This is a genomic window from Paractinoplanes tereljensis (genome assembly GCF_016862435.1).
GTDB classification, from domain to species: domain Bacteria; phylum Actinomycetota; class Actinomycetes; order Mycobacteriales; family Micromonosporaceae; genus Actinoplanes; species Actinoplanes tereljensis.
The window spans coordinates 228,321-253,069 of sequence record NZ_BOMY01000001.1; the positions used below are offsets into that span (position 1 = coordinate 228,321).

Below are 24,749 nucleotides of genomic sequence, written 5' to 3' on the forward strand. Positions count from 1 at the left end.
TCAACCTGAAGCCAGGATTAGAAGAGTCGGGGGAAACCGGTCCGGGCGAACGGGACCTCGTCCAGGAACGCCTGCACGCAGGCGGCGGAGTACGGGACGGTGTCCGGCGGCAGGGCGGCGGGCGGGAACCAGTTGATGGCGGCGCATTTGTGGGGCTCGGCGTTGATCGGGGTGCCGTGCCGGGACGGGTCGAGCGCGGTGGCGAAGACCAGGCCTATTCGGGTATGGCCGTCGGGATTTCGGATGTGGACGGTGGCCGCCAGACGTAGGTCGGCCGGGGTCAGGCGCAGGCCGATCTCCTCGCGGGCCTCCCGGGCCATGCCGGTCAGGGCGTCCTCGCCGAGTTCCAGCTTGCCGGAGGGCAGGTTCCACTGGCCGTCGGCGTAACCGGTGTTCTCTCGCAACGCGAGCAGGATCCGGGCGCCGCGGGTGAGCACCAGGTGCAGGTCGACAGGATGCGTAGGGCTCACCGAGGTGACCCTACCGGCGCAGGTCGGCCGTCATCTCGTGCAGCTCGGCGAGTCGGTCCGGCAGGCTGCGCGGGTGGCCGGGGGCATCCGGCCGGGCGTCCTGCGGGCGCGGGCCGGTCATCGGGCGGTAGTTGACGCCCAGCGCGTCCAGTCGCGGCAGGTGCGCGGCCAGGCGGGCGCTGAAATCGGCGAAATCCCGCGCGGCGGAGGACCACACGGTCTCGGCGAACGCGCACAACCGCGGGTACGTCATGTAGTCGACGCGGCGGGCCGATTCCATGTGTTCGGTCCAGACGTTGGCCTGGCCGCCCAGCACGTTGGCGGCCGCCGCGCCGGGCAGGCCCGCCGGGACCGGGTCGAAGCGGTAGACGTCGGCCAGGGTGAGCCGGGTGCCGACCGGGGTGGGTTCGCCGGGGTCGTCCGACTGCCGATAGTCCAGGTAGCACGAGATGTCGGGGCAGGAAACCACCGAAACCCCGGCCTGGGCGGCCAGCACGGTCGGGGGCACGCCGCGCCAGGCGGCGATCACGGCCTTGGCGGGTACGCCGTACGCCAGCAACTCGTCCCACCCGAAGACGCGCCGCCCCCGCTCGGCCAGGAACGAGGCCATCTGTGCGGTGAACCATCCGTGCAGCTCGGCCGGGCCGGCCAGCCCTTCCCGCCCGATCACCGGACTGTCCGCCCACTCGTCGGCGGGGCACTCGTCGCCGCCGATGCCGATCAGCGGCGACGGGAAGATCTCGCACACGAACGACAGCACGTCCCGGCAGAACGACAACGACTCGGCCGACAGGTTGAGCACGTGGGTGGAGATCCCCCAGCCGGTACGGACCGGACCCCGGTAGCCGTTCCCCAGCGACGGATAGGCGGCGATCGCGGCCTGCATGTGCCCGGGCATGTCCACCTCGGGCACCACCGTCACGCAGCGTTCCGCCGCATAGGCCACGATCCGTCGCAGGTCGTCGGCGGTGTAGAACCCTCCGTGCGGGCGCCCGTCATACCGTCCGTGCACTCGCGACCCGAGCATCGTCTCCGGCCGCCACGCCCCGACCGAGGTGAGCCGCGGCCACCCCGGCACCTCGATGCGCCAGCCCTGGTCGTCGGTCAGGTGCAGGTGCAGGACGTTGAGCTTATGAAACGCGGCGAGGTCGACGAACCGCAGCACGTCCGCGACGGGCATGAAGTGCCGCGCCACATCGAGCATCACCCCGCGCCACGGAAACCGGGGCGAGTCCGAAATATCGGTAAAGGGCACCGGCCACGACCCGGCGCGGCGCAGCGCGGCGGGCGGCAACAGCTGCCGCAACGTCTGCGCGCCGTAGAAGACTCCGGCGGCCGAACCGCCCGCGACCGATATGCCGTCGGCGGCGACCCGCAGGGCGTAACCCTCACTCGGCAAGCCGGGATCGATCTCCAGCCGCACCGCGGCCGATTCTCCGAGCGGAAGGTCGAGGACGAGTTCCTCGCGCAGCCACCCGGCGACGCCGCCGAGCCCTTCGCCCAGGGAAAGGCGGGCGTCCGGGCCGAGAACGAAGGTTCCGCTGCTCGGGCGCACCTCGGACGGCCGCGGAATCACCGACACGTCCCGTCGGCTGGGTGGCGGCACCAAGGATGCGGGCGACACGGGACCTCCAAAACGAACCAGGTTCGCATATAGTTCGTTGATCGGTGGCGGGTGTCAACGGGGTGGGATCATGCGGATCGGGCTGGTGGTGCACGCCGGGCATCGGCCGCGCTTCGCCGACGCCGCGCGGACCCTCGACGGGGTCGAGCTCGTCTGGGCGGTCTACGACCGGGACGAGGAGATCCGCGAGCTGATCGGTGGGTTGCTCCGCGAGACGCGACTCGACGGCTTGCTGCTGGGCCTTTTGCCGTACGCGCATGGTCGTGATCTTCTTCCGCCGGCCCTGCCGGTCGCCGTCCTGGCGGCCGCCGCCCTTGATCTGGCCCTGGCCTGGGCGAAAGCCCGGGGCCACGGGTGGCCGGCGACACCGGTGGCGATCGACACCTTCGACCGGGAGGTCGTCGACGAGGTGGCGGGGGCGCTCGATCTCGATCCGGACCGGATCGCCGTGCTGCCGTTCGATCCGAACCAGCCGATCGACGAGATCGTCGCCTTTCACCGGCGGCAACTGGCCGAGACCGGGGCCGGTTACCTGATCACCGCGCGGACCGCGGTGGCCGCGGCGCTCGGCGCCGAGACAGCGGTGCTGCACGCGGCTCCGACCGCGCAGACCATCCGGGCCGGGTTGCACGAGCTGGTGGTGCGGGCGCGCGAGCGGCAACGGTTCGCCACCGGGCTGTTCCTGCTCGGGGCGCCGGGCAGCGACCGGGCCCGGGTCGGGCTGCAGCACCTGCTGCTGCACGCGCCGGAGTTCGCCGACGCCTGGATCGACCAGCGCGGGCATCGGGCGTTGCTGGCGTTCGCGCCGGCCTCGCTGTTCGAGACCGCGACCCGGCAGTGGGTGGGGCTTCCGGTGCTGGCCGAGGCCCGCGACCAGCTGGGCGTGCGGGTGGTGGCCGGGTTCGGGATCGGCGCCTCGGCCCGGCTCAGCGTCGACCTGGCCGAGCAGGCGGCTGCCCGGGCCGAGCAGGAGCAGGGTTCGGTGGCCTACCTGTTCACCGACGACGGCGTGACGATCGGGCCGATGGGCGCGGCCGGCGCACCACCCCCGCTGACCTGGACCCATCGCGAGCACGGCGAGCTGGAAAATCTGGCCGGGCGGGCCGGGCTGAGCCCGGCGACGCTGTCCCGGCTGGCGGCGGTGGAGCGCGGGCTGGGCGGCCGGCTGGTCTCGCCGGGCGAGCTGGCCCGCGCGATGGGCATCACCGATCCGAGTGGCCGCCGCCTGATCCGCAAACTGACCGACGCGGGCCTGGTCATCGTGGGTGGCAGCACCCAGGTGACCCGCAAGGGCCGCCCGGCGCGCCTGTATCGCCTGGCCATCACAAGCGCGCTGGAGGCCGCCGGATGACGTGGGATCTGCTGCTGGCCGGGGGCGAGCCGTTCGACGTGGCCGTCCAGGACGGGCTGATCGCGGCCACCGGACCGGACCTCCCCCGCGGCGACGCCCGGACCGTGGTCGACGTCGGCGGGCTGCTGGTCACGCCGGGGCTGGTCGACCTGCACACGCACGTCGGGCCGGGCTACTGGGGGATCGAACCCGATCCGATCGCCTGGCGCACGGGGGTCACCACCTGGGTCGACGCCGGGACCGCGGGGGCCTACACGCTCGACGGGCTGCTCCGGAAAAGCTTCGACGTGCGGGTCGCGGGGCTGCTCAACATCTCGGCGGTCGGGCTCTCCGGGCGCACCGGGGAGAGCCGCGACCTGGCCAACTGCGACGTCGCGCTGGCCATCGACACCGTGCAGCAGCACCGGGACCGGATCGTCGGGATCAAGGTGCGGATCGACCGGGAAACCGTGGGCGAGCACGGGGTCGCACCCCTGCGGCGGGCCCTGGCCGTGGGCGACGCCTGCGGGGTGCCGGTGATGGCGCACGTGGGGGCCGCTCCCCCGGCGGTCGACGAGGTGCTCGAGCTGCTGCGGCCCGGCGACATCGTCACGCACTGCGCCAGCGGGATCGCCTCGCCGGTCGGGCCGGCCGCCGTCGCGGCCGGGGAGCGCGGGGTGCTGTTCGACCTGGGGCACGGGTCGGGCGGGTTCGCCTTCGACATCCTGGAGCGGCAGCTCGACCTGGGCCTGCGGCCGCACACGATCTCCACCGATCTGCATGCCCGGTCGGTGCTCGGGCCGGTCTTCGACCTGCCCACCACGATGGCGAAAATGCTGGCGGCGGGGCTTGCGCTGGCCGAGGTGATCGCGGCGGTCACGGTGCGGCCGGCGGCGGCGCTCGGGCTCGACGCGGGCACTCTCGACGTCGGGAGGCCGGCCGATCTCGCGATTTTCGCCATCGAACACGGCGAATTCGAGGTGACCGACGCGCACCTGGCGGCCCGCATTTCGCCGATGCGTTTGGTGAACGTGGCCACGTACCGGCAAGGGCAGCCGCTGCCGGCGCGCCTGCCCGCACCACCGGCGCCGTGGATTCCGCTCACCGGCGCGCAACGCGCGGCCCTGCAACGCCGGGACCGCGACCTGCGCGCCCTGCTCAACCAACCATTGGTCGGCAAGGACGGTCTGGCCGACCAATTCCCACGAGAAATCAGGAGTGAATGACATGCCCAAGCGCGCGATCATCACCGACAAGGCAGCCCCGGCCGGCGGCCCCTATTCGCACGCGGTCGTCGCTGGCGACACCATCTACCTGGCCGGAGCCATTCCGGCACTGCCCGACGGCACCCGGGTGACCGGCAGTTTCGCCGAGCAGGCGCACGCCGCTTTCCGCAATCTGGCCACCGTTGCCGAGGTCGCCGGCGCGAGCCTCGACGACGCCGTGCGGGTGGGGGTCTATCTGCGCGACTTCGCCGATTTCGCCGAGCTGAACGAGATCTACGCCCAATACATCAAGGGCGACCACCTTCCGGTACGGACGACGCTGCCGGTGCCGCTAGTCGGTTTCGACATCGAGATCGACGCCGTCCTTTACGTCGGCTAGCGCCGCGGCGAAGAAGTCGAGCGATCCCTCCGTTCCGGGAAGGGAAACCGGTTGGTTCAGGTGACCGTGCGGCGCGCCTTCGGCCAGGAAGAGCGTCGCCGAGTCCAGTTGCCGGGCCAGTAACTCGCCCGACGTGCGCAGATCGTCGTACTCGGACAGCAGGATCCAGGCCGGCGGCAAGCCGGTCAGCCGGGCCGCGCCGGGCAGTGCCTCCGGCGGCAGGCAGCTGATCCGGCCCACGTAGTTGCGGACCATGTCCTCGACCCCGGCCGCGGTGAACCGGGCGACCGGCGGCAGCGCCGCCGACAGCTCGGCCGCCAGTTCCGCGTCCGCGGCCGGGTTCGGGAAGTGCGCGAACGGATAGGCCAGCAGCAGCGCGTCCGGGACCGGCCGGCCGGCGTCCCGGGCGCGCAGCGTGGCGGCCAGCGCCAGCGCGGCCCCGGCGCTGGCACCGCCGATCGCCCGCCGCGCCGGCAGGTCGGCCGCGCCGACGAACCAGGTCCAGGCGGCCGACACGTCGTCGAGCGGCACCGGATAGCGCACTCCCCCGGTGGCGAGCCGGTAGTCCACCGACACCACGTAGGCCCCGGCCCGGGCGGCGAGCTGCGCGGAGACCCAATCCCCCTCGGGCATCTCGATCGTCCCGTGCCGGAAGCCGCCGCCGTGCGCCCAGAGCAGGGCCGCGACCGGCGGGCCGGCGGGGCGGTAGGTGCGCAGCCGGATCGGCCCGTGCGGCCCGGGAATGCTGATCTCGCCGGTGATCACCCCGGCCGGCGCGGGCGGGCTGACCGGCGGCGCCGGCTCGGGCCCGGTACCGAGGCGAAACCGCTCGAGCGCGGCAAGACGGTCAGCGTGAAAGCTGTCGAGTGGCATGATCCTCCGCCATTGAAACGTATAGATTGATGTCTATGCACTACCACAATCGCCTCGCTGGAGCCGCCGACCTCGCCGACTTCCGGATGGAGGGCGACGGTGCCGTCTCGTTCCCGCGCGGCCGGCTGCGGCTGGAGAGCCTGCGGCCGCCCGAGGACGGGCAGGACGCCAACGTCGTGCTGTGGTGCCCGGCCGACTTCGGCCCGAACATCGTCGCGACCTGGGACTTCTGGCCGATCCGGGAACCCGGGCTGGCGATCCTCTTCTTCCACGCGCGCGGTCGCGGCGGCGAGAGCATCTTCGACCTGACCCCGCGCACCGGGCCGTACGAGCAATATCACCACGGCGACCTCAACGCTTACCACGTCTCCTATTTCCGCCGGAGGTGGCCGTCCGAGCGACAGCTGCACACCTGCAACCTCCGCAAGAGCTACGGCTTCCACCTCGTGGCACAGGGACCCGACCCGCTTCCGGCGGTGCTCGACGCGCAAGGACCGTACCGGATGCGCCTATCTGTCCATGATGGAGCGATAACGTTCGAGGTCGCGGACCTGCTGACCTTCCGGTGGACCGATCCGGAGCCGTTGCCGGGTGGCCGCGTCGGCTTCCGGCAGATGGCGCCCATGATCGGCGAGTACGCCGACCTGCGGATTATCACCCCCTGATCTACCTGCCGGAAAGGGGTTTCCGGAGCGTTGACTTTGAGACGATTCAAAGTTACGTTCCTCGATACCTGTTAACCCGCCCGTCACAACGGCAGGGGGCGCGATGACTCCGGCGGCGTGGGCACTACGGCTGTACGAGGCGGCCGACGAGATCTTCTGGGCAATTAGGTTGAGTCTGCTGTGGACAGTGGGGACGCTGGCCGGTGGAGTGGTTCTCGGGGTCGGCCCGGCCACGCTCGCCGCGTACACCGTCGCTCGCCACCACGCCGCCGGCGAGACCGGATCGTCCTTCGTCCGCGCCTACCGGAACGAGTTCCGGCGAGGCTCCGCCCTGGTCCTGCCGATAACCGCCACGGCCATCCTGCTGATCACCAACTATCACTGGCTGGCCGACCGCACCGCCCGCACCGCCACCCTGGCCGCCCTGGCCTTCCTGGCCGTGATCGCCGCTTACCTGCTGCCCATGGCCGTGCACTACGACCTCCGGACGCCGGCCCTTCTCCCCAAGGCTTCCCGGTTCGCCCTGCTCCGCATACCCGCATCCGCCCTGCTACTGCTCACCCTGCTCGCGTTCGGCTTCGCGGTCGCCGCGTTCCCGGTGCTGCTGGTGGTGGCCGTCGGCGGGTGGATCCAGCTGGACACCTGGCTCTGCCTGCGCCTGTTCGCCGAGAACGAGGCGCTTCGAAAGGGGCTCACATGAAGAAAAGCCTGGCGGCGTTGGCCGCCCTGACGCTCATAACGGCCGGCTGCGGCGACAGCGGGAGCGAGACGAGCAGCGACACCATCACCGTGATGGCGCCGCTGTTCGGCACCGCGCCCGACCCGAACGGCGAACTGCAGCAGGCCGTGCAGAAACTGATCGGCAAGAAACTCCAGATCACCTGGGTGCCGAACGCCGACTACAGCGAGAAGACCAACGTCACCCTGGCCTCCAACAACATGCCGCAGGCCATGGTCATCCAGGGCGACAAGCAGTCGGCCTTCGTGCAGGCCGCGCAGGCGGGGGCATTCTGGGACCTGACCGGCAAGCTCGACAAGTACCCGAACCTCACCCCGGCCGACCCGACGACCGGCAAGAACGCCACGGTCAACGGCAAGACCTACGGCATCTACCGGGTCCGGCCGCTGCTGCGCTCGGCCATCTCGATCCGCAAGGACTGGCTGGAGAAGCTCGGCCTGCAGATGCCGAAAACCGTCGATGACCTGCAGGCCATCGCCAAGGCCTTCACCGAGCGGGACCCGGACGGCAACGGCAAGAAGGACACGTACGGGCTGATCGTCCCGAAGTGGCCGGGCACCTACGCCAGCTCCAGCCCGTACGACGTGATCGAGACCTGGTTCGGCGCCCCGAACGGCTGGGGTGAGCGCGGCGGCAAACTCGTCCCCGGGTTCGACACCGAGGAGTTCGTGACCGCCAACAAGTGGCTCAAGAACTGGGTCGATAACGGCTGGATCAACCCGGACTTCGCCACCCTGGACAGCGCCAACTGGAACAAGCCGTTCGTGCAGGGCCGCGGCGGCATCATCCTCGACGTCAACGTCCGCTCCGGTGACCTGGTCAAGCTGTTCAAGGAGACCGACCCGAAGAACTTCGACAAGGTCGCCCTGGCCGGCAACCTGGCCCGCACCGACGGGCAGAAGTTCTCCGCGCCGTTCCCCGGCTACAACGGCATCGTCGCGATTCCCAAGCAGAAGGTGAAGACCGAGGAGCAGCTCGACCAGGTGCTGCAGGTGCTCGACAAGCTGCAGGCCAAGGAGGGCACGGTCCTGCTCACCAACGGGATCGAAGGGCGCAACTTCAAACTCGAGGACGGGTACGCGGCGCCGCTCGACGAGGACAACCCGCAGATCAAGGTGATCAACAACGACGTCGAGAAGGCGTTCATCCAGCTCGGCACCCGGGCCAGCGTCGGGCTCGGCGCCTACCCGCCGAAGCCGGCCGACGAGCCGTCCCGCAAGCTGGTCGTGCAGCGTAACGAGTTGGCAACCGAGGACCTGAAGACCGCGGTGCACAACCCGGCGCTCGGTGTCGTCTCGGAGACCTACATCAAGCAGGGCAAGACCCTCGACCTGATCATCCCGGACGCCCGGATCAAGTTCCTGTCCGGCGACATCACCGAGGAACAGCTGCGGGCCGAGATCAAGCGGTGGTACGCCGAGGGCGGCGACAAGGTCGCCCAGGAGACCAACGATCTCGTGGCGAAGCTCGGCAAGTAGTGGCCACCGACCTGGAGAGCCCACCGGTGGCGCCGATCAGTCCGGCGCCACCGGCCGCCAAGGCTCGCCGCATCGCACGGCACGGGTGGCTCTATCTGATGCTGCTACCCGGCCTGGCCTACTTCCTGATCTTCCGGTACTGGCCGATGTACGGCCTGAGCATCGCGTTCCAGGACTACCTGCCGTTCCTCGGTTACTCGGACAGCCCGTGGGTCGGGCTCAAGCACTTCGAGGAGCTGTTCACCGGCTCGGACTTCACCCGGCTGATGACCAACACGATGATCCTGGCGCTGCTCACCGTCGTGTTCGTGTTCCCGGCCCCGATCATCGTGGCGCTGCTGCTCAACGAGCTGCGCCGGCGGACCCTGAAGAACTCGATCCAGTCGATCATCTACATCCCGCACTTCCTGTCCTGGACGATCGTGGCGTCGGTGACCTACCTGCTGTTCTCGGCGGATTTCGGGGTCATCGCCGGGTACATCAACGACCTCGTCGGCGGGCCGCGCGCCGATTACGTGGCCCAGGAAGCGTGGTTCCGGCCGATCATCGTGCTGCAGCTGCTGTGGAAGCAGACCGGCTGGGGCACGATCATCTACCTGGCCGCCCTGGCCGGAGTGGACACCCAGCTGTACGAGGCGGCCCGAGTCGACGGGGCCGGCCGGTGGCGGCAGTTCTGGCACGTCACGCTGCCCGGCATCCGGCCGGCCATCGTGATCATGGGCATCCTGACCTGCGGGCACCTGCTCGACTCCGGCTTCGAGCAGATCTGGCTGATGACCACCTCGCTGAACCGGTCGGTGGCCGACGTCTTCGACACCTACGTCTACTACATCGGCATCACCCAGGGCTCGTACAGCTACTCCACCGCGGTCGGCCTGTTCAAGGGCGTGGTCGGGGTACTGCTCATCTACGGGTCAAATCTGCTCGCCAAACGGTTCGACGAGCGGGGGCTGTTCTGATGGCCCGGGACGAGTCGGTCGGCGGCCGCGTGTTCGACGTACTCAATGCCGTTTTGCTGTTGGGTTTGGCTTTGATCACGTTGTTGCCGTTGCTCTATGTGGCGGCCGGATCGTTCGCCTCCGAGGGCGAGATCGCCGCCCGGCCGTTCTTCCTGTGGCCGAAGCACATCGTCACCGACACCTACGACTACATCTTCGGTACCGGGGTGTTCGTCCGCGCGCTGGCCACCACCGTCGGGGTCACCCTGGTCGGCACCGCGGTCCAGGTCGGGCTGACCCTGACGATGGCCTATCCGCTGTCCAAGCGGCAGCTGCCGGGCCGGGCCCTGGTGCTCAACCTGGTGATCTTCACGCTGGTGTTCAGCGGCGGGATGATCCCGACCTACCTGGTGGTGCGCAATCTCGGGCTGCTCGACAGTTACTGGGCGCTGATCCTCCCGCTGGCGATCAACCCGTTCTACCTGATCATCGTGAAGACGTTCTTCCAGCAGCTGCCGGAGGCCCTGGAAGAGGCCGCGATGATCGACGGCTGCACCGAGCTCGGCGTCTTCCGGCGGATCGTGCTGCCGCTGTCCAAGCCGATCATCGCGACGTTCTCGCTGTTCTACGCGGTCGGCATCTGGAACGACTACATGTCCCCGCTGCTCTACATCAACGACAGCCAGAAGTGGACCCTCCAGGTGCTCGTCCGCCAGCTCACCGCGCCCAACGCGGACTCGGCGAACGTGGTGCAGCAGCTGGACTCCACCATCTTCCCCGAGCAGGGCCTGAAGTTCGCGATCATCGTGATCGCCACGCTGCCGATCCTGCTGGTCTACCCCTTCCTGCAGAAGCATTTCGCGAAGGGCGTCCTGATCGGATCCGTCAAGGAGTAACCGTGGAACGTCGCCGCGTCCTGGCCGGCATGGCCGCCGCCCCGTTTGTACCGATGATCCCGAGAGTGGGGAGAGCCGCCGTGCCCGAAGTGCGCCTTACCTGGCTGGAGGGCCGCCCCGGCTCGTCGGCCACCACCACCTGGGGAACCCCGTGGCCCAAGGGCACCGTCCCGGGCGATCAGACCTTCCGGCTGGCCGATCCGTCGGTGCCGGTGCAGAGCTGGCCGCTCGCCTACTGGCCGGACGGCAGTCTGAAGTGGAGCGGGCACGCCATCGCGGACGGCGCGCCGTCCGACGCGTACACCCTGCAAGCCGGCACCCCCGATCGCCCAGCGCAACCGGTCGTGGTCACCGACCGTAAGAAGTACGTCGAGATCGACACCGGGGTGATCGTCGCTCGCGTCCCGCGCAGCGGGCGTGAGCTGATCAGTGAGATCCGCCGGGGCGAGACGGTGATCGCCCGCGACGGCGTGCTGGTCGCCTATCGCCAGGAGCACATCTCCGACGAACCGTCGCCGCGCCACCTCGTGCAGAGCGACGTGCGGAAAGTGGTGGTCGAGCAGTCCGGGCCGGTGCGTGCGGTGGTCCGGATCGAGGGGCGGCACGGGACGAACTGGCTGCCGTTCACCGTGCGGCTGGTCTTCTTCGCCGGCGCCGAAAGCGTCAAGATGATGCACACGTTCGTCTATGACCGGGACGGTTCGAAGGACTACATCGCGGGGCTCGGCGTGCGTTTCAAGGTGCCGATGCGGGATGCCGCCTATGACCGGCACATTCGGTTCGTCGGGGACGGGCATGGACAGCTCACCGAGGCCGTTCAAGGCATCACCGGCCTGCGCAGAGACCCCGGACTCGCGGTCCGCAACGCGCAAATTGCCGGCACGGCTCTGCCCGATCCGGCGACCTGGGATCAACGCGTCACGACCCGCCTGCAATACATTCCATTGTGGGGGGATTACTCACTCAGCCAGCTGTCCGCAAACGGTTTCACCGTTCGCAAAAGGACCAAGCAGGGGTACGGGTGGGTCAGCGTCGACCAGGGTCAGCGCGCCTCCGGGCTGGCCTATGTCGGCGGGGTCACCGGTGGGGTGGCGGTCGGGCTCAAGGACTTCTGGCAGCGGCATCCCACCCAACTCGACATCCGGCGGGCGCACACCGCCGAGGCCGAGGTGACGGTCTGGCTGTGGTCACCCGACGCCGGGGTGATGGACACCCGCTTCTATCACGACGGGATGGGCCAGGACACCTATCCGGAGCAGCTCGAAGGCCTCAACATCACGTACGAGGACTACGAACCCGCCTTCGGTACGCCGTACGGCATCTCCCGTACCAATGAATTGGTCTTGTGGGCCTTGCCGTCGACGCCGACCGCCGAGCGCCTCGGCGCGATGGCCGACCAGGTCCGCACTCCCCCGCAGCTGATCAACCCGGTCGACCACCTGGTCTCCTGCAACGTGTTCGGTGGCCTGTTCGCGCCGGTCGACCGGACCGACCCGCTGAAGGCGACCATCGAGGACCACCTCGATTTTCTCTTCGACTTCTATCGCAAGCAGGTCGAACAGCGGCACTGGTACGGCTTCTGGGACCACGGCGACATCATGCACACCTTCGACGAGGACCGTCTGGTGTGGCGCTACGACGTGGGTGGGTACGCCTGGGACAATTCGGAATTGTCGCCAGATCTATGGCTCTGGTATGCCTTCTTGCGATCGGGTCGCGCCGACATCTACCGTTTCGCCGAGGCGATGACCCGGCACACCGGCGAGGTCGACGTCTATCACCTGGGCAAATGGGCCGGCCTCGGCACCCGGCACGGTGTGCAGCACTGGGCCGACAGCGCCAAGCAGCAGCGCATCAGCACGGCCATCTACCGCCGGATCTACTACTACCTGACCGCCGACGAACGCACCGGTGACCTGCTCTCCGAACTTGTCGACTCGGACCGTACGTTCCTGGTGCTCGACCCGATCCGCAAGATCCGCACCGAGCCGTACACCCCCGACCCGCACGCCCTGTCGATCGGCCTCGGCACCGACTGGAGCGGCCTGGCCGCCGCCTGGCTGACCGAGTGGGAACGGAAGGGACCGCTGTGGGAGACGGCGAAGGCGAAACTGCTCGGCACGATGGAGACGATCGGCGCGATGCCGAACGGCTTCGTCACCGGCAGCGGCCTGTACGACCTGGACACCGGCCGGTTCGCGCCGGTGGCCGGCAAGACCGTCAGCGTGTCGCACCTGAGCGCGATGTTCGGCCAGGTGGAGATCTGCGCCGAGGTCATCGACCTGGTCGACCTGCCGGCGTTCGAGGCGGCCTGGTTGCAGTACTGCCGGCTGTTCAACGCCACGGCGGCCGAGCAGACCGCCGAGTGCGGGGCCGCGTTCGGCAACCTGATCCTGCGCCAGGGTCACGCCCGGCTCACCGCGTACGCGGCGGTGCGACTGAACAGCGCCGCGCTGACTCAGCGGGCCTGGCGCGACTTCTACACCGGTGACGGTTACGGCCCGGCCCTGCCGTGGAAGAGCGAGCGAGTGACGACCACGCTGACCCCGACCGACGCCGCGAAGTGGGTCTCCACCAACACGACCGCGCTCTACGGCCTGGCCGCGATCCAGAACCTGGCCCTGGTCGGCGACCAGATCATCGCGCCCTGAGCAACCCGTCGACGAAGGCTCGCAGGCCCGGGACGTAGGTGTCCCGGGCCGCGAGAACCGGCCACTGCGGCCCGATCGCGGCCAGCCGCGGCGTCTGCTCGGGGTCGAAGCCGGTGAAGTCACCGGCTTTTTTCGTGCTGGAGTTCACGCGCACCAGAATCTCGCCGACCGTGTAGTACCAGATGCTGCGGAACACGTCGACGGCCTGTTCCTGCGTGCATCCGCTGTCCACGGCGGCCGCCACAATCGTTTCCACGAGCCGGATGGCCGAGCCGCCCAGCAGCCCCAGGAAGCCGTCGGTGGTCAGCACCTCGGCGGCCCACGGCCAGCCGGCCAGGGTGTCGCGCATCGCGGCCGCGGCCACCACGATCCGCTCCCGCGGATCGGCCGGCAGCTCCGGGAACGGGGCCTGCGCCGCGTACTCGTTGAGCAGCAGAAGCAGCAGGTCCTCCTTGTCCCGCACGTGGTGGTAGAGGGTCGTCGCGCCGATGCCCAGCTCGCCGGCCAGCCGGCGGATCGTCAGCTTCTCCCAGCCACCCTCGTCGATGAGCCCGCGGGCCGCGGCCAGGATCGCCGCGCGCGAGGTGACCGGTGGTCGGCCGGTGCGGCCGTTCGATGTTGGCACCCCACCATCTTGCGTCGTCTGCTACTTTCGGAACATGTTCCGAAAGTCGAACCGCACACTGACTGCCGTTGCCCTAGTGCAATTCATGGTGTCGCTGGACCTCTCGGTGGTGAACGTCGGACTTCCCCGGATCGCGGCCGGCCTGGGCTTCAGCCCCGCCGGCCTGACCTGGGTGATCCACGCCTACGCCCTGACTTTCGGCGGCCTGCTCCTGCTCGGCGGCAAGGCCGCCGACCGCTTCGGCCGCAAGCGCATCCTGCTGCTCGGCCTGGCCGTCTTCGGCGCCGCTTCGCTGATCGGCGGCTTCGCCCAGAACCCCGGCCACCTGGTCGCCGCCCGAGCCGCCCAGGGCGTCGGCGCCGCCGCCCTGTCCCCTGCCGCGCTGGCGCTGCTCACCGCGGCGTTCCCGAGCGGCAAGCCCCGGGTCCGGGCCTTCGGCGTGTGGGCCGCGACCAACGCGGCCGGCGGCGCCCTGGGCGTGCTGATCGGCGGCGTCCTCACCCAGTACGCCGGATGGCGCTGGGTGATGTTCGTCAGCGTGCCGATGGCCGCGGTCGCTCTGGTTCTGGCCCTGCGCGGCGTCCCCGCCGACCGCCCGGTCGCCCCCACCGGCCGCCCCGACGTGCTCGGTGCCGTGCTGGCCACGGCCGGCATGGGCCTGCTGGTCTTCGGCATCGTGCGCACCGACCGGCAGGCCTGGACCTCCCCGCCCACTCTTCTCACCCTCGCCGCGGCGGTTGCCCTGCTGGCCGCCTTCGTGGCCGTCGAACGCCGCACCAGCCGCGACCCCCTGATCCGCCTGGCGCTGCTGACCAACCGCGCGGTGGCCGGCGCGAACGCGTACAACCTGCTGGTCGGAGCGGCGATCACCGCTACGTTCTACTTCGCGTCCCTCTACCTGCAGCGCGTCCTGGGCATCGGCCCGGCGCCGGCCGGCGTGATGTTCCTGCCGTTCGCCCTGGGCGTGGTCACCGGCAGCATCCTGGCCATCAAGCTCGGCTACCGCTTCGCGGCAAGGTCCATCCTGATCGGCGGCGCCCTGCTGACGGCGGCCGGCTTCGCCTGGTTCAGCCGGATCAGCCCCGACGGCTCATTCCTGACCGACGTCCTGGGCCCATCGATAGTCGCCAGCATCGGCTTCGGCCTATGCCTGGGCCCCCTGGTCTCGATAGCCACCGCCGGCGTGGCCCCGTCAGAGTCCGGCACCGCCTCCGGCCTCCTGAACAGCTCCCGCCAGATAGGCGCGTCGCTGGGCTTGGCCGCCCTGAGCACAGCCGCCCAACACCAATCCGGCCCACTACCCACCCCCGCCGCCCTGACAAGCGGCTACGCCCTGGCCCTCCTCATCAGCGCCATCCTCCTGCTCGCCGCAGCCGCCATCGCCGCGACCGTCCTCCGCCGCCCCAGCCTGACGGCCGTCGCCGAGCCACCCAAAGCCGCAGTAATGGCGCAAGACTAGTTTGTGTACGTCAACTAGTCATGTAGCATCTCGTCGATTGCCAACGAAAGGGGTTGTAATGCCGATCGATGTGTACCTCGCAGTGAGGAGTGGGGACGGGACATCGTCACCGCGATGAAACGAGTCTTCGAGGCATTCCCAGAGGACACGCTGCGGATTTTCTTCGGCCTCGATACGACCGGACAGACCGTGGTCGTGGAAGAGATCGAGTTCGACCTCCCGGAGCGGGCGGTCTGAGCTTCGGGGGACACTTGCCCACTCGCTGATCGATTAGGGTTGGCGGGTGGGCTCTGCCATCGATTTTTCCGGATATCTGCAGCGCCTTGGGGTGGATCGGGAACCGCCCAGCCTGGACGGGCTTACGGCCCTGCATCGGGCTCACGCCGAGCGGGTGCCCTATGAATGTCTGGAAATCTGGCTTGGCCGTCCTACCACCGTCGAACCTGCGGATTCGATCGGGCGGATTCTTCAAGGGCGTGGCGGCTACTGCTTTCACCTCAACGGGGCTTTCTCGGCACTGTTGACGGAGCTCGGGTATGCCGTCACCCGGCACTACGGCGGGGTGCAGGGCAACGCGACGCATCCGGCCGGCGCGGCCGGCAACCACCTTGTGCTTACCGTCTCGGGACTGCCTTCCGACGAGGCTCCCGACGGGAACTGGCTGGTTGACCTCGGCATGGGGGACGGGATCTACGAACCGCTGCCGCTGGCCGAGGGTGAATACCAGCAGGGGCCATTCCGGTATCGGCTGTCGCGGTCCGTGGCGGAGCCCGGTGGCTGGCGGTTCGAGCACGACCCGCGGGGCGGATTCCTCGGGATGGACTTCCGCGGCGAGAGTGTGGAGATGTCGGCGTTCGCCGCCAAGCACCACGAACTCTCCACCTCGCCCGACTCCGGCTTCGTGCGGATCGCCACCGTGCAGCGGCGGGACGCCCACGGCACCGACGTCGTGCGCGGGCTGGTGCTCAGCCGGACCGGTGACGTCGAGCAGAAGACAAACCTCGAGCGGCGGGACGACTACTTCGCGGCGCTGGCCGACGTCTTCGGGATCACTCTCGACGACGTCGGCCCGGCCGAACGCGACGCACTCTGGCGACGCCTCGCCGAAGCGCACGAGAAGTGGCTGACGAGCACCAACCCTCGGTAGACGTCAAGGACCGACGAACGCCATCACAAGACCAAAATTTGGCATCCAGCTAGTAGTCATTAGTCACCTTGTCGTGTAACTTCGTTGGCGTTCGTCGATGAAGGGACGGGGAATGCCGACCGACACACCGCCAAGCGGCAAGGCGCAGGCGCGGGACTACGACGGCCTGTTCAAAACAGTGCTGGAGGCCAATCCAGCCGACACCGTGAGGATCTTCTTTGGCTTAGAAACGGACGGCCGGGAAGTTGTACTGGAAGGGCCGACCGAGCAACAGCGACATCTCACCCGAAGCAGGGACAAGACCTACATCCTCCGCCGGGACGAGGAGGAGCAAGACCGAGCTGAGAAGGACGGCCTGCCCGTGCCCATGCACGAGGTGTGCCACATCGAGATTCAGGTAGAGCGCGTGGCGGGATTCCAGGAGCGGATGGTCTCCTACCGAGGCAGTCGTGATTGAGCTGGTCGAGACGCTGGCGAGGAGAGGTATGGACGACATCCTGGAAAAGACCTCGGTGGGCCGCGACATCGCCCGCCGCAACCGCGAAGAGGGCCGCGAAGAGGGACACGCCGATTCGATGGTGCTGTTGCTGCGGCTCAACTACGGAGATATCGACGACCTGCAGGAACTCGCCCACAAGCTGGTGGCAACCAACCATGAACAGCACCTGAAGTGGGTCACGGATCGCGTTCCGCTGGAGCAGCTCCGCTCAGTTTGAGGGCGGCGTCTGGCGCGCCTCGCCGAGGCGCGCCAGCAGGCGGTCAGCCGTCGGTGATGGTCAGGGCCGACATTCCAGCGACCGCCTGCACGTCGAAGCCTGCCTCGCCGCTCCCCCAGCCGTTTGCGGTGAAGGACTGGCCCGGGGCTATGCCCTTGTGGGTGGCGCCGGCCAAGGTCACCTCGCCGGCACCCGATTGCACCTGCACCCGCACGGGGGTCGCGCCGGCCAGTTTCACCAGGAACTGGTCCACTCCCCCGGCCATCCGGACCGGGACCACGGTCGTCGGCACCGGCAGGGTCAGGTCTATCCGGCTGGCGCCGCCCAGCAGGTCTACGCCGTCCACCTCCGCGCCGGTCAGGTCTACCGTCGTCTGGGCGGTGCCGCCGTTCAGCTGCAGTGTCCAGCGCACCGCGTTGTTCAGCACGATCGTCACCTCGGACGGGCCGCCGTGCTCGCCGGGCGGCAGGCGCAGCTGGACCGTGCCGTCGGCCTCGTCCACCTTCGGGGTCACGCCGCTTCCTGCGGGGGTGGTCACCCGGTAGAGGTCGTCGCCCAGGTCGTCGGTGTGCAGGCGGACCGCGGCGGCGCCGTCTACCAGCTCGAACTTGGCCGACTCGCGGCCGTTCACCGGGCCGCTTACCGCGTCGCCGCTGACCCCGGTCTGGCCTACCGCCTCGGTGCGGTCCGCCGAGGTGCCGACCCAGCGCGGGGCGACCAGGATCGCCGCCGCCATTCCGGCCAGGAACAGGACCACCCCGGCCACCACCAGCGGGCGCCGATAGCGGCGGACCCGCGCACCCTGCGCCGCCTCGGCCCCCTCGGGGGCGCCCCAGCCGGGCAGCTCGAAGCCCTGGTGGGTGGTGAGGAGGTGGAGGTCGTCGTCCGAGTCGTCGTAGGGGTCGGCGGGCGGGGGGTACTCGGGGGCCTCGACCGGCTCGAAGCCGACCGGGTCGGTGTCCTCCTCGGCCGGCGCCGGCCACGCGCCGGTCAGCTCCTCGTCGTAGGGGGTCTGCGCCGGGTAGTTCTGGGCCAGCGGGCCCGCCACCGGATAACGCTCCACCGGGTGCTCGCCGGTGGCGTACTCCTCCGCCCCGGGCCGGTCTCCCTGAAACACCTCGGCGGGGCCGTAGTCGTCGCCGACATAGTCGTCGTAGTCGAAGACGTCAGCGGGCGGATCGTCGCCGGACGGGTTGGGCGCCATCGTTCCTCCTGGGACGGAGTCGGCACCATCCGGCGCGGCTCCTCGGCAATCACTACGGACGGGAGGCACTCCGGGGTTGACTTGAAGTAAGAGTGACCACCGGGGCCGGGCCGGCGGCCGGAAACGGCCGTAAGCACCGACTGGCTGATCCGCTCGATCCGGGACTTCTCATGCCCGTATTTTCAAAGGGCTTTGTTCTTGCCGTTTTTGCTGGTCGGGAATGGGCACCGTGCTTCGATTCAGGTGCGGTAACACGTGGGAAACTTCCGGCTGCGAGCATTTCGCCGGGAATCAGGGAGGCTCGTTTGTTCCTCAGCCAGCACGAGCAGGAACGCTTGCTCATTCACGTCGCGGCCGACGTGGCCCGGCGCCGGCAAGAGCGTGGGCTCAAGCTCAACCATCCGGAGGCGACCGCGATCATCGTGGCGTTCCTGCTGGAAGGGGCGCGGGACGGGCGCACGGTGGCCGATCTGATGGACGCCGGGCGGCGCGTGCTGACCCGCGACGACGTCATGGAGGGTGTGCCCGAGATGCTGGGTGAGGTGCAGGTCGAGGCGACTTTCCCGGACGGGACCAAGCTCGTCACCGTGCACGGGCCGATCGCATGATTCCGGGCGAGGTTCTTCTCGGTGACGGCGCGATTGAGATCAACCCGGGGCGTGAGGTGTTGTCGCTGACCGTGCGTAACACCGGGGACCGGCCCGTTCAGGTCGGTTCGCATTTCCACTTCGCCGAGTCGAACGCGGCGCTCGACTTCGACCGCACCGCGGCCTGGGGTTATCGGCTCGCGGTGCCGGCCGGCACGTCGGTGCGTTTCGAGCCGGGCATGCCCCGCGACGTCGACCTGGTCGCCCTGGCCGGCAACCGGATCGTGCCGGGCCTGCGCGGCCTGGCCGGCGGTTCCCTGGACGGCGTGGAAATTGAGCCGCCGCCGGCCCCGACCGAAGAAGAACCAGAGAACGGCAGCCCGCGATGACCACACTCGACCGGGGGCGGTACGCCGCCCTGTACGGGCCCACCACGGGCGACCGGATCCGGCTGGCCGACACCAACCTGCTGATCGAGGTCGAGGAGGACCGCAGCGCCGGGCCGCAGCCGGGTGACGAGGTCGTCTTCGGTGGCGGCAAGGTGATCCGCGAGTCGATGGGGCAGTCCCGCGCCACCCGCGCCGAGGGCACCCCGGACACCGTGATCACCGGCGCGGTGGTCCTCGACCACTGGGGCATCATCAAGGCCGACATCGGCATCCGGGACGGGCGGATCATCGCCATCGGCAAGGCCGGCAACCCGGACACCATGGACGGAGTGCACCCGGACCTGGTGATCGGGCCGGGCACCGAGATCATCGCCGGCAACGGCAAGATCCTCACGGCCGGCGCGATCGACAGCCACGTGCACCTGATCAGCCCGACCATCCTGAACACCGCCCTGGCCACCGGCATCACCACGATCATCGGTGGCGGCACCGGCCCGGCCGAGGGCACCAAGGCCACCACGGTCACGCCGAACGCATGGCATCTCGCCCGGATGCTCGAGGCGCTCGACACCTTCCCGATCAACGTGCTGCTACTCGGCAAGGGCAACACCATGTCGGAGGAGTCGATGTGGGAGCAGCTGCGCGGTGGGGCCGGCGGGTTCAAGCTGCACGAGGACTGGGGCACGACGCCTGCGGTGATCGACGCCGCGCTGCGGGTCGCGGACGCCTCCGGAGTGCAGGTCGCGATCCACACCGACACGCTGAACGAGGCCGGGTTCGTCGAGGAGACGATCCGGGCGATCAACGGGCGGTCGATCCACGCCTATCACACCGAGGGTGCCGGTGGCGGGCACGCGCCGGACATCATCACGGTCGCCGCGCTGCCCAACGTGCTGCCGTCGTCGACCAACCCGACCCGGCCGTACACCCGGAACACACTGTCCGAGCACCTCGACATGCTGATGGTCTGCCACCACCTGAACTCGGCGGTGCCGGAGGACCTGGCGTTCGCGGAGAGCCGGATCCGGCCGTCGACGATGGCCGCCGAGGACCTGCTGCACGACCTCGGGGCGATCTCGATGATCGGCTCGGACTCGCAGGCGATGGGCCGGGTCGGTGAGGTCGTGATGCGGACCTGGCAGACGGCGCACGTGATGAAGGCCCGGCGCGGAGCCCTGCCCGGCGACGGCGCGGCCGACAACAACCGCGCGAAACGCTATATCGCGAAATATACGATTTGTCCGGCGGTGGCGCACGGCATGAGCGCTGAGGTCGGCTCCGTGGAGACCGGCAAGCTTGCCGACCTCGTGCTGTGGGACCCGGCGTTCTTCGGGGTGCGGCCGGCCTTGGTGATCAAGGGCGGCATGATCGCGTACGCCCAGATGGGCGACGCCAACGCCTCGATTCCCACCCCGCAGCCGATGCTGCCGCGGCCGATGTTCGGATCGTACGGCGTGGTGCCGTCCCAGACGTCCCTCGCCTTCGTCGCCCCGGCCGCCATCGACGCGATGCTCGGCGACCGGATCGGGGTCAAGCGGGCCCTCGCCCCGGTCGGCGACACCCGGCAGGTCGGCAAGGCGGACATGCCGCTCAACGACGCCACCCCGCGCATCGAGGTCGAGCCGGACACGTTCACGGTGCGTATCGACGGCGAGGTCGTCGAGCCCGACCCGGTGACGTCACTGCCGATGGCCCAGCGTTACTTCCTGTTCTGATGACCGACTTCTGATGAGTCTCGCAACGTTGCTGGTGCTCGCCGACGGACGGTTGCCCTCCGGCGGGCACGCGCACTCCGGCGGGCTCGAGGCCCAGGTCTCGGCCGGCCGGGTGCGCGACCTCGACGACGTGTTCGGCTTCCTGCGTGGCAAGCTCGCCACCGGCGGCCTGGTCTCGGCCGCCTTCGCGGCCGCGGCCTGCCGCCGGCCCGGCGATGGGGCGGCCTTGGATCAAGGGCTCGATGCGCGTACGCCGTCCCCGGCCCTACGCAAGGCATCTCGCGCCCAGGGACGAGCCCTGCTGCGGGCCGGCCGGGCGATGTGGCACCTACCGCCGACCGGCCGCGAGCCGCACCAGCCGATCGCGCTGGGCCTCCTCGCCTCGGCAGCCGGACTGGGCCCGCTGGAGGCCGCGGTCGCCGCCGCGCACGGCGTCACCACCGGCTCGGCCAGCGCGGCCGTACGGCTGCTCGGCCTGGACCCCTACGCGGTGCACGGGCTCCTCGCCCGGCTCGCCCCCGAATGTGACCGGATCGCGGCCGAGGCCGCCCGCCGGTCCGACGACCCGGTCGACGATCTGCCGGCCGCGGGTTCTCCCCTGCTCGACATCGGCGCCGAGCACCACGCCACCTGGGAGGTGCGTCTCTTTGCATCCTGACCATCAGCCGTCCGGCGGGGCCTGGCCCCGGCCCTCGGAGAACTACGTCGCCCCGCACACGCACGACGCCGACGAGGTGCCGCACACCCACCCCGACCCGGGCGTCGACCCGCACGAGCCGCTGACCACCGGGCCCCGGGCCCTGCGGATCGGCATCGGCGGCCCGGTCGGCTCGGGCAAGACCGCGCTGGTCGCGGCCCTGTGCCGGGCGCTCGGCACCGAGCTGCGGCTGGCCGTCGTCACCAACGACATCTACACCACCGAGGACGCCGACTTCCTGCTCCGCAACGGGGTGCTGCCGGCCGAGCGGATCCGCGCGGTGGAGACCGGGTGCTGCCCGCACACCGCCATCCGCGACGACATCTCGGCCAACCTGGACGCGGTCGAGGAACTCGAGGAGAAGCTGGGCCCGCTGGACCTGGTGCTGGTGGAGAGCGGCGGCGACAACCTGACCGCGACCTTCAGCAAGGGCCTGATCGACCAGCAGATCTTCGTGGTCGACGTGGCCGGCGGCGACAAGGTGCCGCGCAAGGGCGGCCCCGGCGTCACCGCCGCCGACCTCCTGGTGATCAACAAGACCGACCTGGCCCCGATGGTCGGCGCCGACCTGTCGGTGATGGAACACGACGCCAAGCACCGCCGGGGCGAGCTGCCCACGGTGTTCCTGTCGCTGGTCGAGGACCGCGGTGCCACCGCCGTCGCCGACTGGATCCGCGCACTTGTCGCGGCTCGCGTGCCGGCCTGATGCAGGCGTTCGCGCAGGTGGTCGCCGAGGCCGACGGTCGCGGCGGCACCCGCCTGGCGGTGTTGCGCGGCGAGTCGCCGCTGCTGCTGCGCCGCACCGGCGGCCGGTCCGGCGGCGACGCCACCGTCCATCTGGTCGGTGGTGCGGCCGGGCCGCTGCGCGGCGACGACCTCCGGTTGGAGGTCGTCGTGGGGGAAGGCGCGCATTTGACGGTACGCAGCGTGGCCGCGCAACTGGCTCTGCCGGGCCGCCCCGCACCGGCTTCCCGCCTGGTCATCCACGCGACGGTGGCCGGGACCCTGCGGTGGCTGCCGGAGCCGCTGATCGCCGCGGCCGGGTGCGACCACCACACGTCAACCGTGGTCGAGGTGGCCGAGGGTGGCGAACTGCTCTGGCGCGACGACCTGGTGTGCGGCCGCCATGCCGAGCCGTCGGGCGACGCCCGGCTGGACACCACGATCCGCTACGCGGGCCGCACCCTGTACCGGCACGACCTCGGCGTCGGCCGGCACGCCGACGGCTGGGACGGCGCGGCCGTGCTCGGCGGCGGCCGAGCCGTGGGGACGGTGGTGGCGATTCCGGGGCTCCCCGGCGTGCTGCCTGCTTCCCCGCACGCCGCGCTGATGCCGCTGGCCGGCCCCGGTGTGCTCGCTACCGCCGTCGGGGTGGACATCCGGCAGGTGCAGGCGGCCCTGGGCCCGCTGTGCGAGCCGGCCGGTGCCGCCCGGACCGTGATGGAAGCGGCGTAGAGCCGCCCCCATCACGACGGAGTTCAGGCCGCGACCGCGATCGGGACGCCGTGGGCGTCGGTCAGGGCCAGCCGGGTGTGCAGGTTGCCCTGCTGCGCCACCCGGGCGAAGTACTCCGACCGGCGGCGTTGCAGGCAGCCCTTGCGCGTGCGTGGGCCACCGGCCGCCACCGTCAGCAGCTCGGGTGCGAGGGAGCTGTTCAGGCCCTCGCGCAGCAGCTGCAACGCCTCGGTGCGCAGCTGCGAGATCCGGGACTCGGTCACGCCCAGCCGTGCGGCGACGTCGCTCAGTGGCTGTTCCTGCAGGAACGACTCGGTGACCACCATGCGCAGCCGTTCCGGCAGGGCCTGGATGGCCTGATGCAGATAGCCGAGACGTTCCCGTTTCAGCAGCAGATCCTCCGGGCCCTCGGACAGCTCGGGCACCATCTCCTCGGCGGCGCCCGTCGGGAAGCCCTGCAGGCTCAGCAGGGCCGCCTTCTGCACGTCGTCCTCCACCGTCGCCAACTCCGCCACCCCGATGCCGAGGAATTCGGCGACCTCGGCGTCGGTCGGCGTGCGTCCCAGTGCCGCGGTCAGCTCCTGGCGGGCCGAGGCACTGCGCCGGGCCCGGGCCCGGACCGAGCGGCTGGCCCAGTCCTGACCGCGTAGTTCGTCCAGGAGCGCACCGCGGATGCGGACCGCGGCGAAGCGGTGGAACGGGATGCCCCGGGTTACGTCGAACGAGCGAGCCGCGCCCAGCAGCGCGGCGAATCCGGCCGAGGACAGGTCATCGGCGTGGACGTGGCCCGGTACCCGATTGAGCAGTTCCCGGACCAGATGGCCAACCATCGGCATGTGTTCGCGGACCAGGTCCTCGATGTCGCGCGCGGATGGCGCGTCGTGGTGGGTCGTGCCGATGGTGGCGGGGAGCTCGGTCGTGGTCGTCACGTGGTCCTCCTCGCTCATACGACCGGTTGATGAAACCGGCTGACGAGGAAGACCTTGGTTGCCGAAAGGTGCAGTGGCGGCCGAACTCGGTTGCTTTTATGGTGCTTTTTGCGAGAAAAGCTCAGGTAAGCGCATGAGCGGGCGCGACCACGCCCGTGAGCTCCTCGTTTACCCAGTGCATGCGGCGGACCGCGACCTCCGGATGGTCACCGAACTCGGTGGCCACCTCGGCGGCGCAGCCGTCGCTGCCGTGCAGCAGGAGCATGGCCGTCACGGCCTGCTCCACCGCCTTACGGGTCGGGCATTCAGACGGTTGAATGCTGGAGACGAACAGCGCCTCAGCCGCCAGATCCTTCACGATGCTGATCATGTCGATACTCCCCGATGTACGACCTTATTGGCCCGCTGGAGCGATTCTGTCCCGCGCGGACGGCAGCAGGTAGCTGCCACGCCGGTGGGCGTCGCATCGGTCGTCAGGCACGCGGATCACGACGGATCGCTCCAGAAAGTGCCTGCTCACATCGGTTTCACCCTAACGCGGCGATCGGCCGTCCGGC

At 69.8% G+C, this 24,749-nt stretch carries 27 protein-coding genes; 20 read left to right on the top strand and 7 right to left on the bottom strand.

Translation table 11 applies throughout. From position 1 onward, the window contains the following. Positions 1-17: 17 nt before the first annotated feature. On the bottom strand, positions 18-470 hold the full coding sequence (locus tag Ate02nite_RS01045; RefSeq protein WP_203797529.1) for an NUDIX hydrolase: 453 nt from the start codon (positions 468-470) through the stop codon (positions 18-20). Positions 471-480: 10 nt separating this feature from the next. Beyond that, positions 481-2,094 carry a beta-N-acetylhexosaminidase gene (locus tag Ate02nite_RS01050; protein ID WP_239147035.1) on the bottom strand — a complete coding sequence of 538 codons (1,614 nt, stop codon included), beginning with the start codon at positions 2,092-2,094 and terminating at the stop codon, positions 481-483. 70 nt (positions 2,095-2,164) lie between these two features. On the opposite strand from Ate02nite_RS01050, the gene Ate02nite_RS01055 reads away from it, so the two are divergent. From Ate02nite_RS01055 to Ate02nite_RS01065, 3 genes are read left to right on the top strand one after another with little or no spacing between them, the layout of a single operon-like run. Continuing rightward, a complete protein-coding gene (locus Ate02nite_RS01055; RefSeq protein ID WP_203797531.1) occupies positions 2,165-3,445 on the top strand; it encodes a MarR family transcriptional regulator in 1,281 nt (426 codons plus the stop codon). Then, entirely contained in the window at positions 3,442-4,650 is a 1,209-nt protein-coding gene (locus Ate02nite_RS01060) for an amidohydrolase family protein (protein ID WP_203797532.1), read from the top strand. The genes Ate02nite_RS01055 and Ate02nite_RS01060 overlap by 4 nt, the downstream gene beginning before the upstream one ends. A 1-nt stretch (position 4,651) precedes the next feature. Next, positions 4,652-5,029: a RidA family protein gene (locus Ate02nite_RS01065; protein ID WP_203797534.1), complete on the top strand. Its 378-nt coding sequence runs from the start codon at positions 4,652-4,654 to the stop codon at positions 5,027-5,029. Here Ate02nite_RS01065 and Ate02nite_RS01070 read toward each other — a convergent pair. Then, positions 4,982-5,902: an alpha/beta hydrolase gene (locus Ate02nite_RS01070; RefSeq protein WP_203797540.1), complete on the bottom strand. Its 921-nt coding sequence runs from the start codon at positions 5,900-5,902 to the stop codon at positions 4,982-4,984. The two genes, Ate02nite_RS01065 and Ate02nite_RS01070, sit on opposite strands and share 48 nt — an antisense overlap. Before the next feature lie 35 nt (positions 5,903-5,937). Between Ate02nite_RS01070 and Ate02nite_RS01075 the strand changes: the two genes are divergently transcribed. The 6 genes from Ate02nite_RS01075 (at position 5,938) to Ate02nite_RS01100 (ending at position 13,269) form a co-directional block, all read left to right on the top strand. Next, complete coding sequence (locus tag Ate02nite_RS01075) at positions 5,938-6,567, top strand: DUF1961 family protein (RefSeq protein WP_203797542.1); 630 nt, start codon at positions 5,938-5,940, stop codon at positions 6,565-6,567. A gap of 103 nt (positions 6,568-6,670) precedes the next feature. Beyond that, positions 6,671-7,267: a YesL family protein gene (locus tag Ate02nite_RS01080; protein ID WP_203797544.1), complete on the top strand. Its 597-nt coding sequence runs from the start codon at positions 6,671-6,673 to the stop codon at positions 7,265-7,267. After that, complete coding sequence (locus Ate02nite_RS01085) at positions 7,264-8,784, top strand: extracellular solute-binding protein (RefSeq protein WP_203797546.1); 1,521 nt, start codon at positions 7,264-7,266, stop codon at positions 8,782-8,784. The genes Ate02nite_RS01080 and Ate02nite_RS01085 overlap by 4 nt, the downstream gene beginning before the upstream one ends. Continuing rightward, positions 8,784-9,743, top strand: a complete 960-nt coding sequence (locus Ate02nite_RS01090) for an ABC transporter permease (RefSeq protein ID WP_203797548.1) — start codon at positions 8,784-8,786, stop codon at positions 9,741-9,743. The genes Ate02nite_RS01085 and Ate02nite_RS01090 overlap by 1 nt, the downstream gene beginning before the upstream one ends. Further along, a complete protein-coding gene (locus Ate02nite_RS01095) occupies positions 9,743-10,618 on the top strand; it encodes a carbohydrate ABC transporter permease (RefSeq protein WP_203797550.1) in 876 nt (291 codons plus the stop codon). Before Ate02nite_RS01090 ends, Ate02nite_RS01095 begins: the two co-directional genes overlap by 1 nt. A gap of 80 nt (positions 10,619-10,698) precedes the next feature. Then, the gene (locus tag Ate02nite_RS01100) at positions 10,699-13,269 is read left to right on the top strand and encodes an exo-rhamnogalacturonan lyase family protein (protein WP_203797552.1); all 2,571 of its coding nucleotides are present in this window, start codon (positions 10,699-10,701) and stop codon (positions 13,267-13,269) included. Here Ate02nite_RS01100 and Ate02nite_RS01105 read toward each other — a convergent pair. Next, entirely contained in the window at positions 13,256-13,894 is a 639-nt protein-coding gene (locus Ate02nite_RS01105; RefSeq protein ID WP_203797554.1) for a TetR/AcrR family transcriptional regulator, read from the bottom strand. The genes Ate02nite_RS01100 and Ate02nite_RS01105 overlap by 14 nt on opposite strands. 34 nt (positions 13,895-13,928) lie before the next feature. Between Ate02nite_RS01105 and Ate02nite_RS01110 the strand changes: the two genes are divergently transcribed. The 5 genes from Ate02nite_RS01110 to Ate02nite_RS01125 all read left to right on the top strand — a co-directional run bounded on the left by Ate02nite_RS01110 (position 13,929) and on the right by Ate02nite_RS01125 (position 17,216). After that, positions 13,929-15,353, top strand: coding sequence for an MFS transporter (locus Ate02nite_RS01110; RefSeq protein ID WP_203797556.1), 1,425 nt, complete (start codon positions 13,929-13,931; stop codon positions 15,351-15,353). A 114-nt stretch (positions 15,354-15,467) separates the two neighbouring features. Continuing rightward, the gene (locus Ate02nite_RS49345; RefSeq protein WP_275422743.1) at positions 15,468-15,590 is read left to right on the top strand and encodes a hypothetical protein; all 123 of its coding nucleotides are present in this window, start codon (positions 15,468-15,470) and stop codon (positions 15,588-15,590) included. A gap of 91 nt (positions 15,591-15,681) precedes the next feature. Next, on the top strand, positions 15,682-16,500 hold the full coding sequence (locus tag Ate02nite_RS01115) for an arylamine N-acetyltransferase family protein (protein WP_275422745.1): 819 nt from the start codon (positions 15,682-15,684) through the stop codon (positions 16,498-16,500). 112 nt (positions 16,501-16,612) lie between these two features. After that, positions 16,613-16,957 carry a hypothetical protein gene (locus Ate02nite_RS01120; RefSeq protein ID WP_203797559.1) on the top strand — a complete coding sequence of 115 codons (345 nt, stop codon included), beginning with the start codon at positions 16,613-16,615 and terminating at the stop codon, positions 16,955-16,957. Further along, positions 16,950-17,216, top strand: coding sequence for a hypothetical protein (locus Ate02nite_RS01125; protein ID WP_203797561.1), 267 nt, complete (start codon positions 16,950-16,952; stop codon positions 17,214-17,216). Before Ate02nite_RS01120 ends, Ate02nite_RS01125 begins: the two co-directional genes overlap by 8 nt. Before the next feature lie 43 nt (positions 17,217-17,259). Here Ate02nite_RS01125 and Ate02nite_RS01130 read toward each other — a convergent pair whose 3' ends face one another. Beyond that, a complete protein-coding gene (locus tag Ate02nite_RS01130; protein WP_203797563.1) occupies positions 17,260-18,420 on the bottom strand; it encodes a hypothetical protein in 1,161 nt (386 codons plus the stop codon). Positions 18,421-18,725: 305 nt separating this feature from the next. Here Ate02nite_RS01130 and Ate02nite_RS01135 point away from each other — a divergent pair, with 305 nt between their 5' ends. From Ate02nite_RS01135 to Ate02nite_RS01160, 6 genes are read left to right on the top strand one after another with little or no spacing between them, the layout of a single operon-like run. Then, the gene (locus Ate02nite_RS01135) at positions 18,726-19,028 is read left to right on the top strand and encodes an urease subunit gamma (RefSeq protein WP_203797565.1); all 303 of its coding nucleotides are present in this window, start codon (positions 18,726-18,728) and stop codon (positions 19,026-19,028) included. Next, complete coding sequence (locus tag Ate02nite_RS01140; protein WP_203797572.1) at positions 19,025-19,396, top strand: urease subunit beta; 372 nt, start codon at positions 19,025-19,027, stop codon at positions 19,394-19,396. Before Ate02nite_RS01135 ends, Ate02nite_RS01140 begins: the two co-directional genes overlap by 4 nt. Beyond that, complete coding sequence (locus Ate02nite_RS01145) at positions 19,393-21,111, top strand: urease subunit alpha (RefSeq protein ID WP_203797574.1); 1,719 nt, start codon at positions 19,393-19,395, stop codon at positions 21,109-21,111. Before Ate02nite_RS01140 ends, Ate02nite_RS01145 begins: the two co-directional genes overlap by 4 nt. 13 nt (positions 21,112-21,124) lie before the next feature. Further along, positions 21,125-21,769 (top strand): urease accessory protein UreF, encoded by a 645-nt coding sequence (locus Ate02nite_RS01150; protein WP_203797575.1) that lies wholly within the window; start codon positions 21,125-21,127, stop codon positions 21,767-21,769. Continuing rightward, positions 21,759-22,514 (top strand): urease accessory protein UreG, encoded by a 756-nt coding sequence (gene ureG, locus Ate02nite_RS01155; RefSeq protein WP_438871141.1) that lies wholly within the window; start codon positions 21,759-21,761, stop codon positions 22,512-22,514. The genes Ate02nite_RS01150 and ureG overlap by 11 nt, the downstream gene beginning before the upstream one ends. Beyond that, positions 22,514-23,263: an urease accessory protein UreD gene (locus Ate02nite_RS01160; RefSeq protein ID WP_203797577.1), complete on the top strand. Its 750-nt coding sequence runs from the start codon at positions 22,514-22,516 to the stop codon at positions 23,261-23,263. Before ureG ends, Ate02nite_RS01160 begins: the two co-directional genes overlap by 1 nt. A gap of 23 nt (positions 23,264-23,286) precedes the next feature. On the opposite strand, the gene Ate02nite_RS01165 is transcribed toward Ate02nite_RS01160, so the two are convergent. Both Ate02nite_RS01165 and Ate02nite_RS01170 read right to left on the bottom strand, forming a co-directional pair. Continuing rightward, positions 23,287-24,192, bottom strand: coding sequence for a sigma-70 family RNA polymerase sigma factor (locus tag Ate02nite_RS01165; protein WP_203797579.1), 906 nt, complete (start codon positions 24,190-24,192; stop codon positions 23,287-23,289). 121 nt (positions 24,193-24,313) lie between these two features. Continuing rightward, on the bottom strand, positions 24,314-24,562 hold the full coding sequence (locus Ate02nite_RS01170; protein WP_203797581.1) for a hypothetical protein: 249 nt from the start codon (positions 24,560-24,562) through the stop codon (positions 24,314-24,316). Between the last annotated feature and the right edge of the window lie 187 nt (positions 24,563-24,749).

Excerpts from the sequence above, each read along its gene's own strand:
- Ate02nite_RS01130 (WP_203797563.1), bottom strand. The coding sequence starts at position 18,420 with ATGGCGCCCAACCCGTCCGGCGACGATCCGCCCGCTGACGTCTTCGAC.
- Ate02nite_RS01145 (WP_203797574.1), top strand. The coding sequence starts at position 19,393 with ATGACCACACTCGACCGGGGGCGGTACGCCGCCCTGTACGGGCCCACC.
- Ate02nite_RS01085 (WP_203797546.1), top strand. The coding sequence starts at position 7,264 with ATGAAGAAAAGCCTGGCGGCGTTGGCCGCCCTGACGCTCATAACGGCC.
- Ate02nite_RS01140 (WP_203797572.1), top strand. The coding sequence starts at position 19,025 with ATGATTCCGGGCGAGGTTCTTCTCGGTGACGGCGCGATTGAGATCAAC.
- Ate02nite_RS01075 (WP_203797542.1), top strand. The coding sequence starts at position 5,938 with ATGCACTACCACAATCGCCTCGCTGGAGCCGCCGACCTCGCCGACTTC.
- Ate02nite_RS01120 (WP_203797559.1), top strand. The coding sequence starts at position 16,613 with ATGCCGACCGACACACCGCCAAGCGGCAAGGCGCAGGCGCGGGACTAC.
- Ate02nite_RS01095 (WP_203797550.1), top strand. The coding sequence starts at position 9,743 with ATGGCCCGGGACGAGTCGGTCGGCGGCCGCGTGTTCGACGTACTCAAT.
- Ate02nite_RS01110 (WP_203797556.1), top strand. The coding sequence starts at position 13,929 with ATGTTCCGAAAGTCGAACCGCACACTGACTGCCGTTGCCCTAGTGCAA.
- Ate02nite_RS01065 (WP_203797534.1), top strand. The coding sequence starts at position 4,652 with ATGCCCAAGCGCGCGATCATCACCGACAAGGCAGCCCCGGCCGGCGGC.
- Ate02nite_RS01070 (WP_203797540.1), bottom strand. The coding sequence starts at position 5,902 with ATGCCACTCGACAGCTTTCACGCTGACCGTCTTGCCGCGCTCGAGCGG.
- Ate02nite_RS01150 (WP_203797575.1), top strand. The coding sequence starts at position 21,125 with ATGAGTCTCGCAACGTTGCTGGTGCTCGCCGACGGACGGTTGCCCTCC.
- Ate02nite_RS01170 (WP_203797581.1), bottom strand. The coding sequence starts at position 24,562 with ATGATCAGCATCGTGAAGGATCTGGCGGCTGAGGCGCTGTTCGTCTCC.
- Ate02nite_RS49345 (WP_275422743.1), top strand. The coding sequence starts at position 15,468 with ATGAAACGAGTCTTCGAGGCATTCCCAGAGGACACGCTGCGGATTTTC.
- Ate02nite_RS01055 (WP_203797531.1), top strand. The coding sequence starts at position 2,165 with ATGCGGATCGGGCTGGTGGTGCACGCCGGGCATCGGCCGCGCTTCGCC.
- Ate02nite_RS01160 (WP_203797577.1), top strand. The coding sequence starts at position 22,514 with ATGCAGGCGTTCGCGCAGGTGGTCGCCGAGGCCGACGGTCGCGGCGGC.
- Ate02nite_RS01080 (WP_203797544.1), top strand. The coding sequence starts at position 6,671 with ATGACTCCGGCGGCGTGGGCACTACGGCTGTACGAGGCGGCCGACGAG.
- Ate02nite_RS01060 (WP_203797532.1), top strand. The coding sequence starts at position 3,442 with ATGACGTGGGATCTGCTGCTGGCCGGGGGCGAGCCGTTCGACGTGGCC.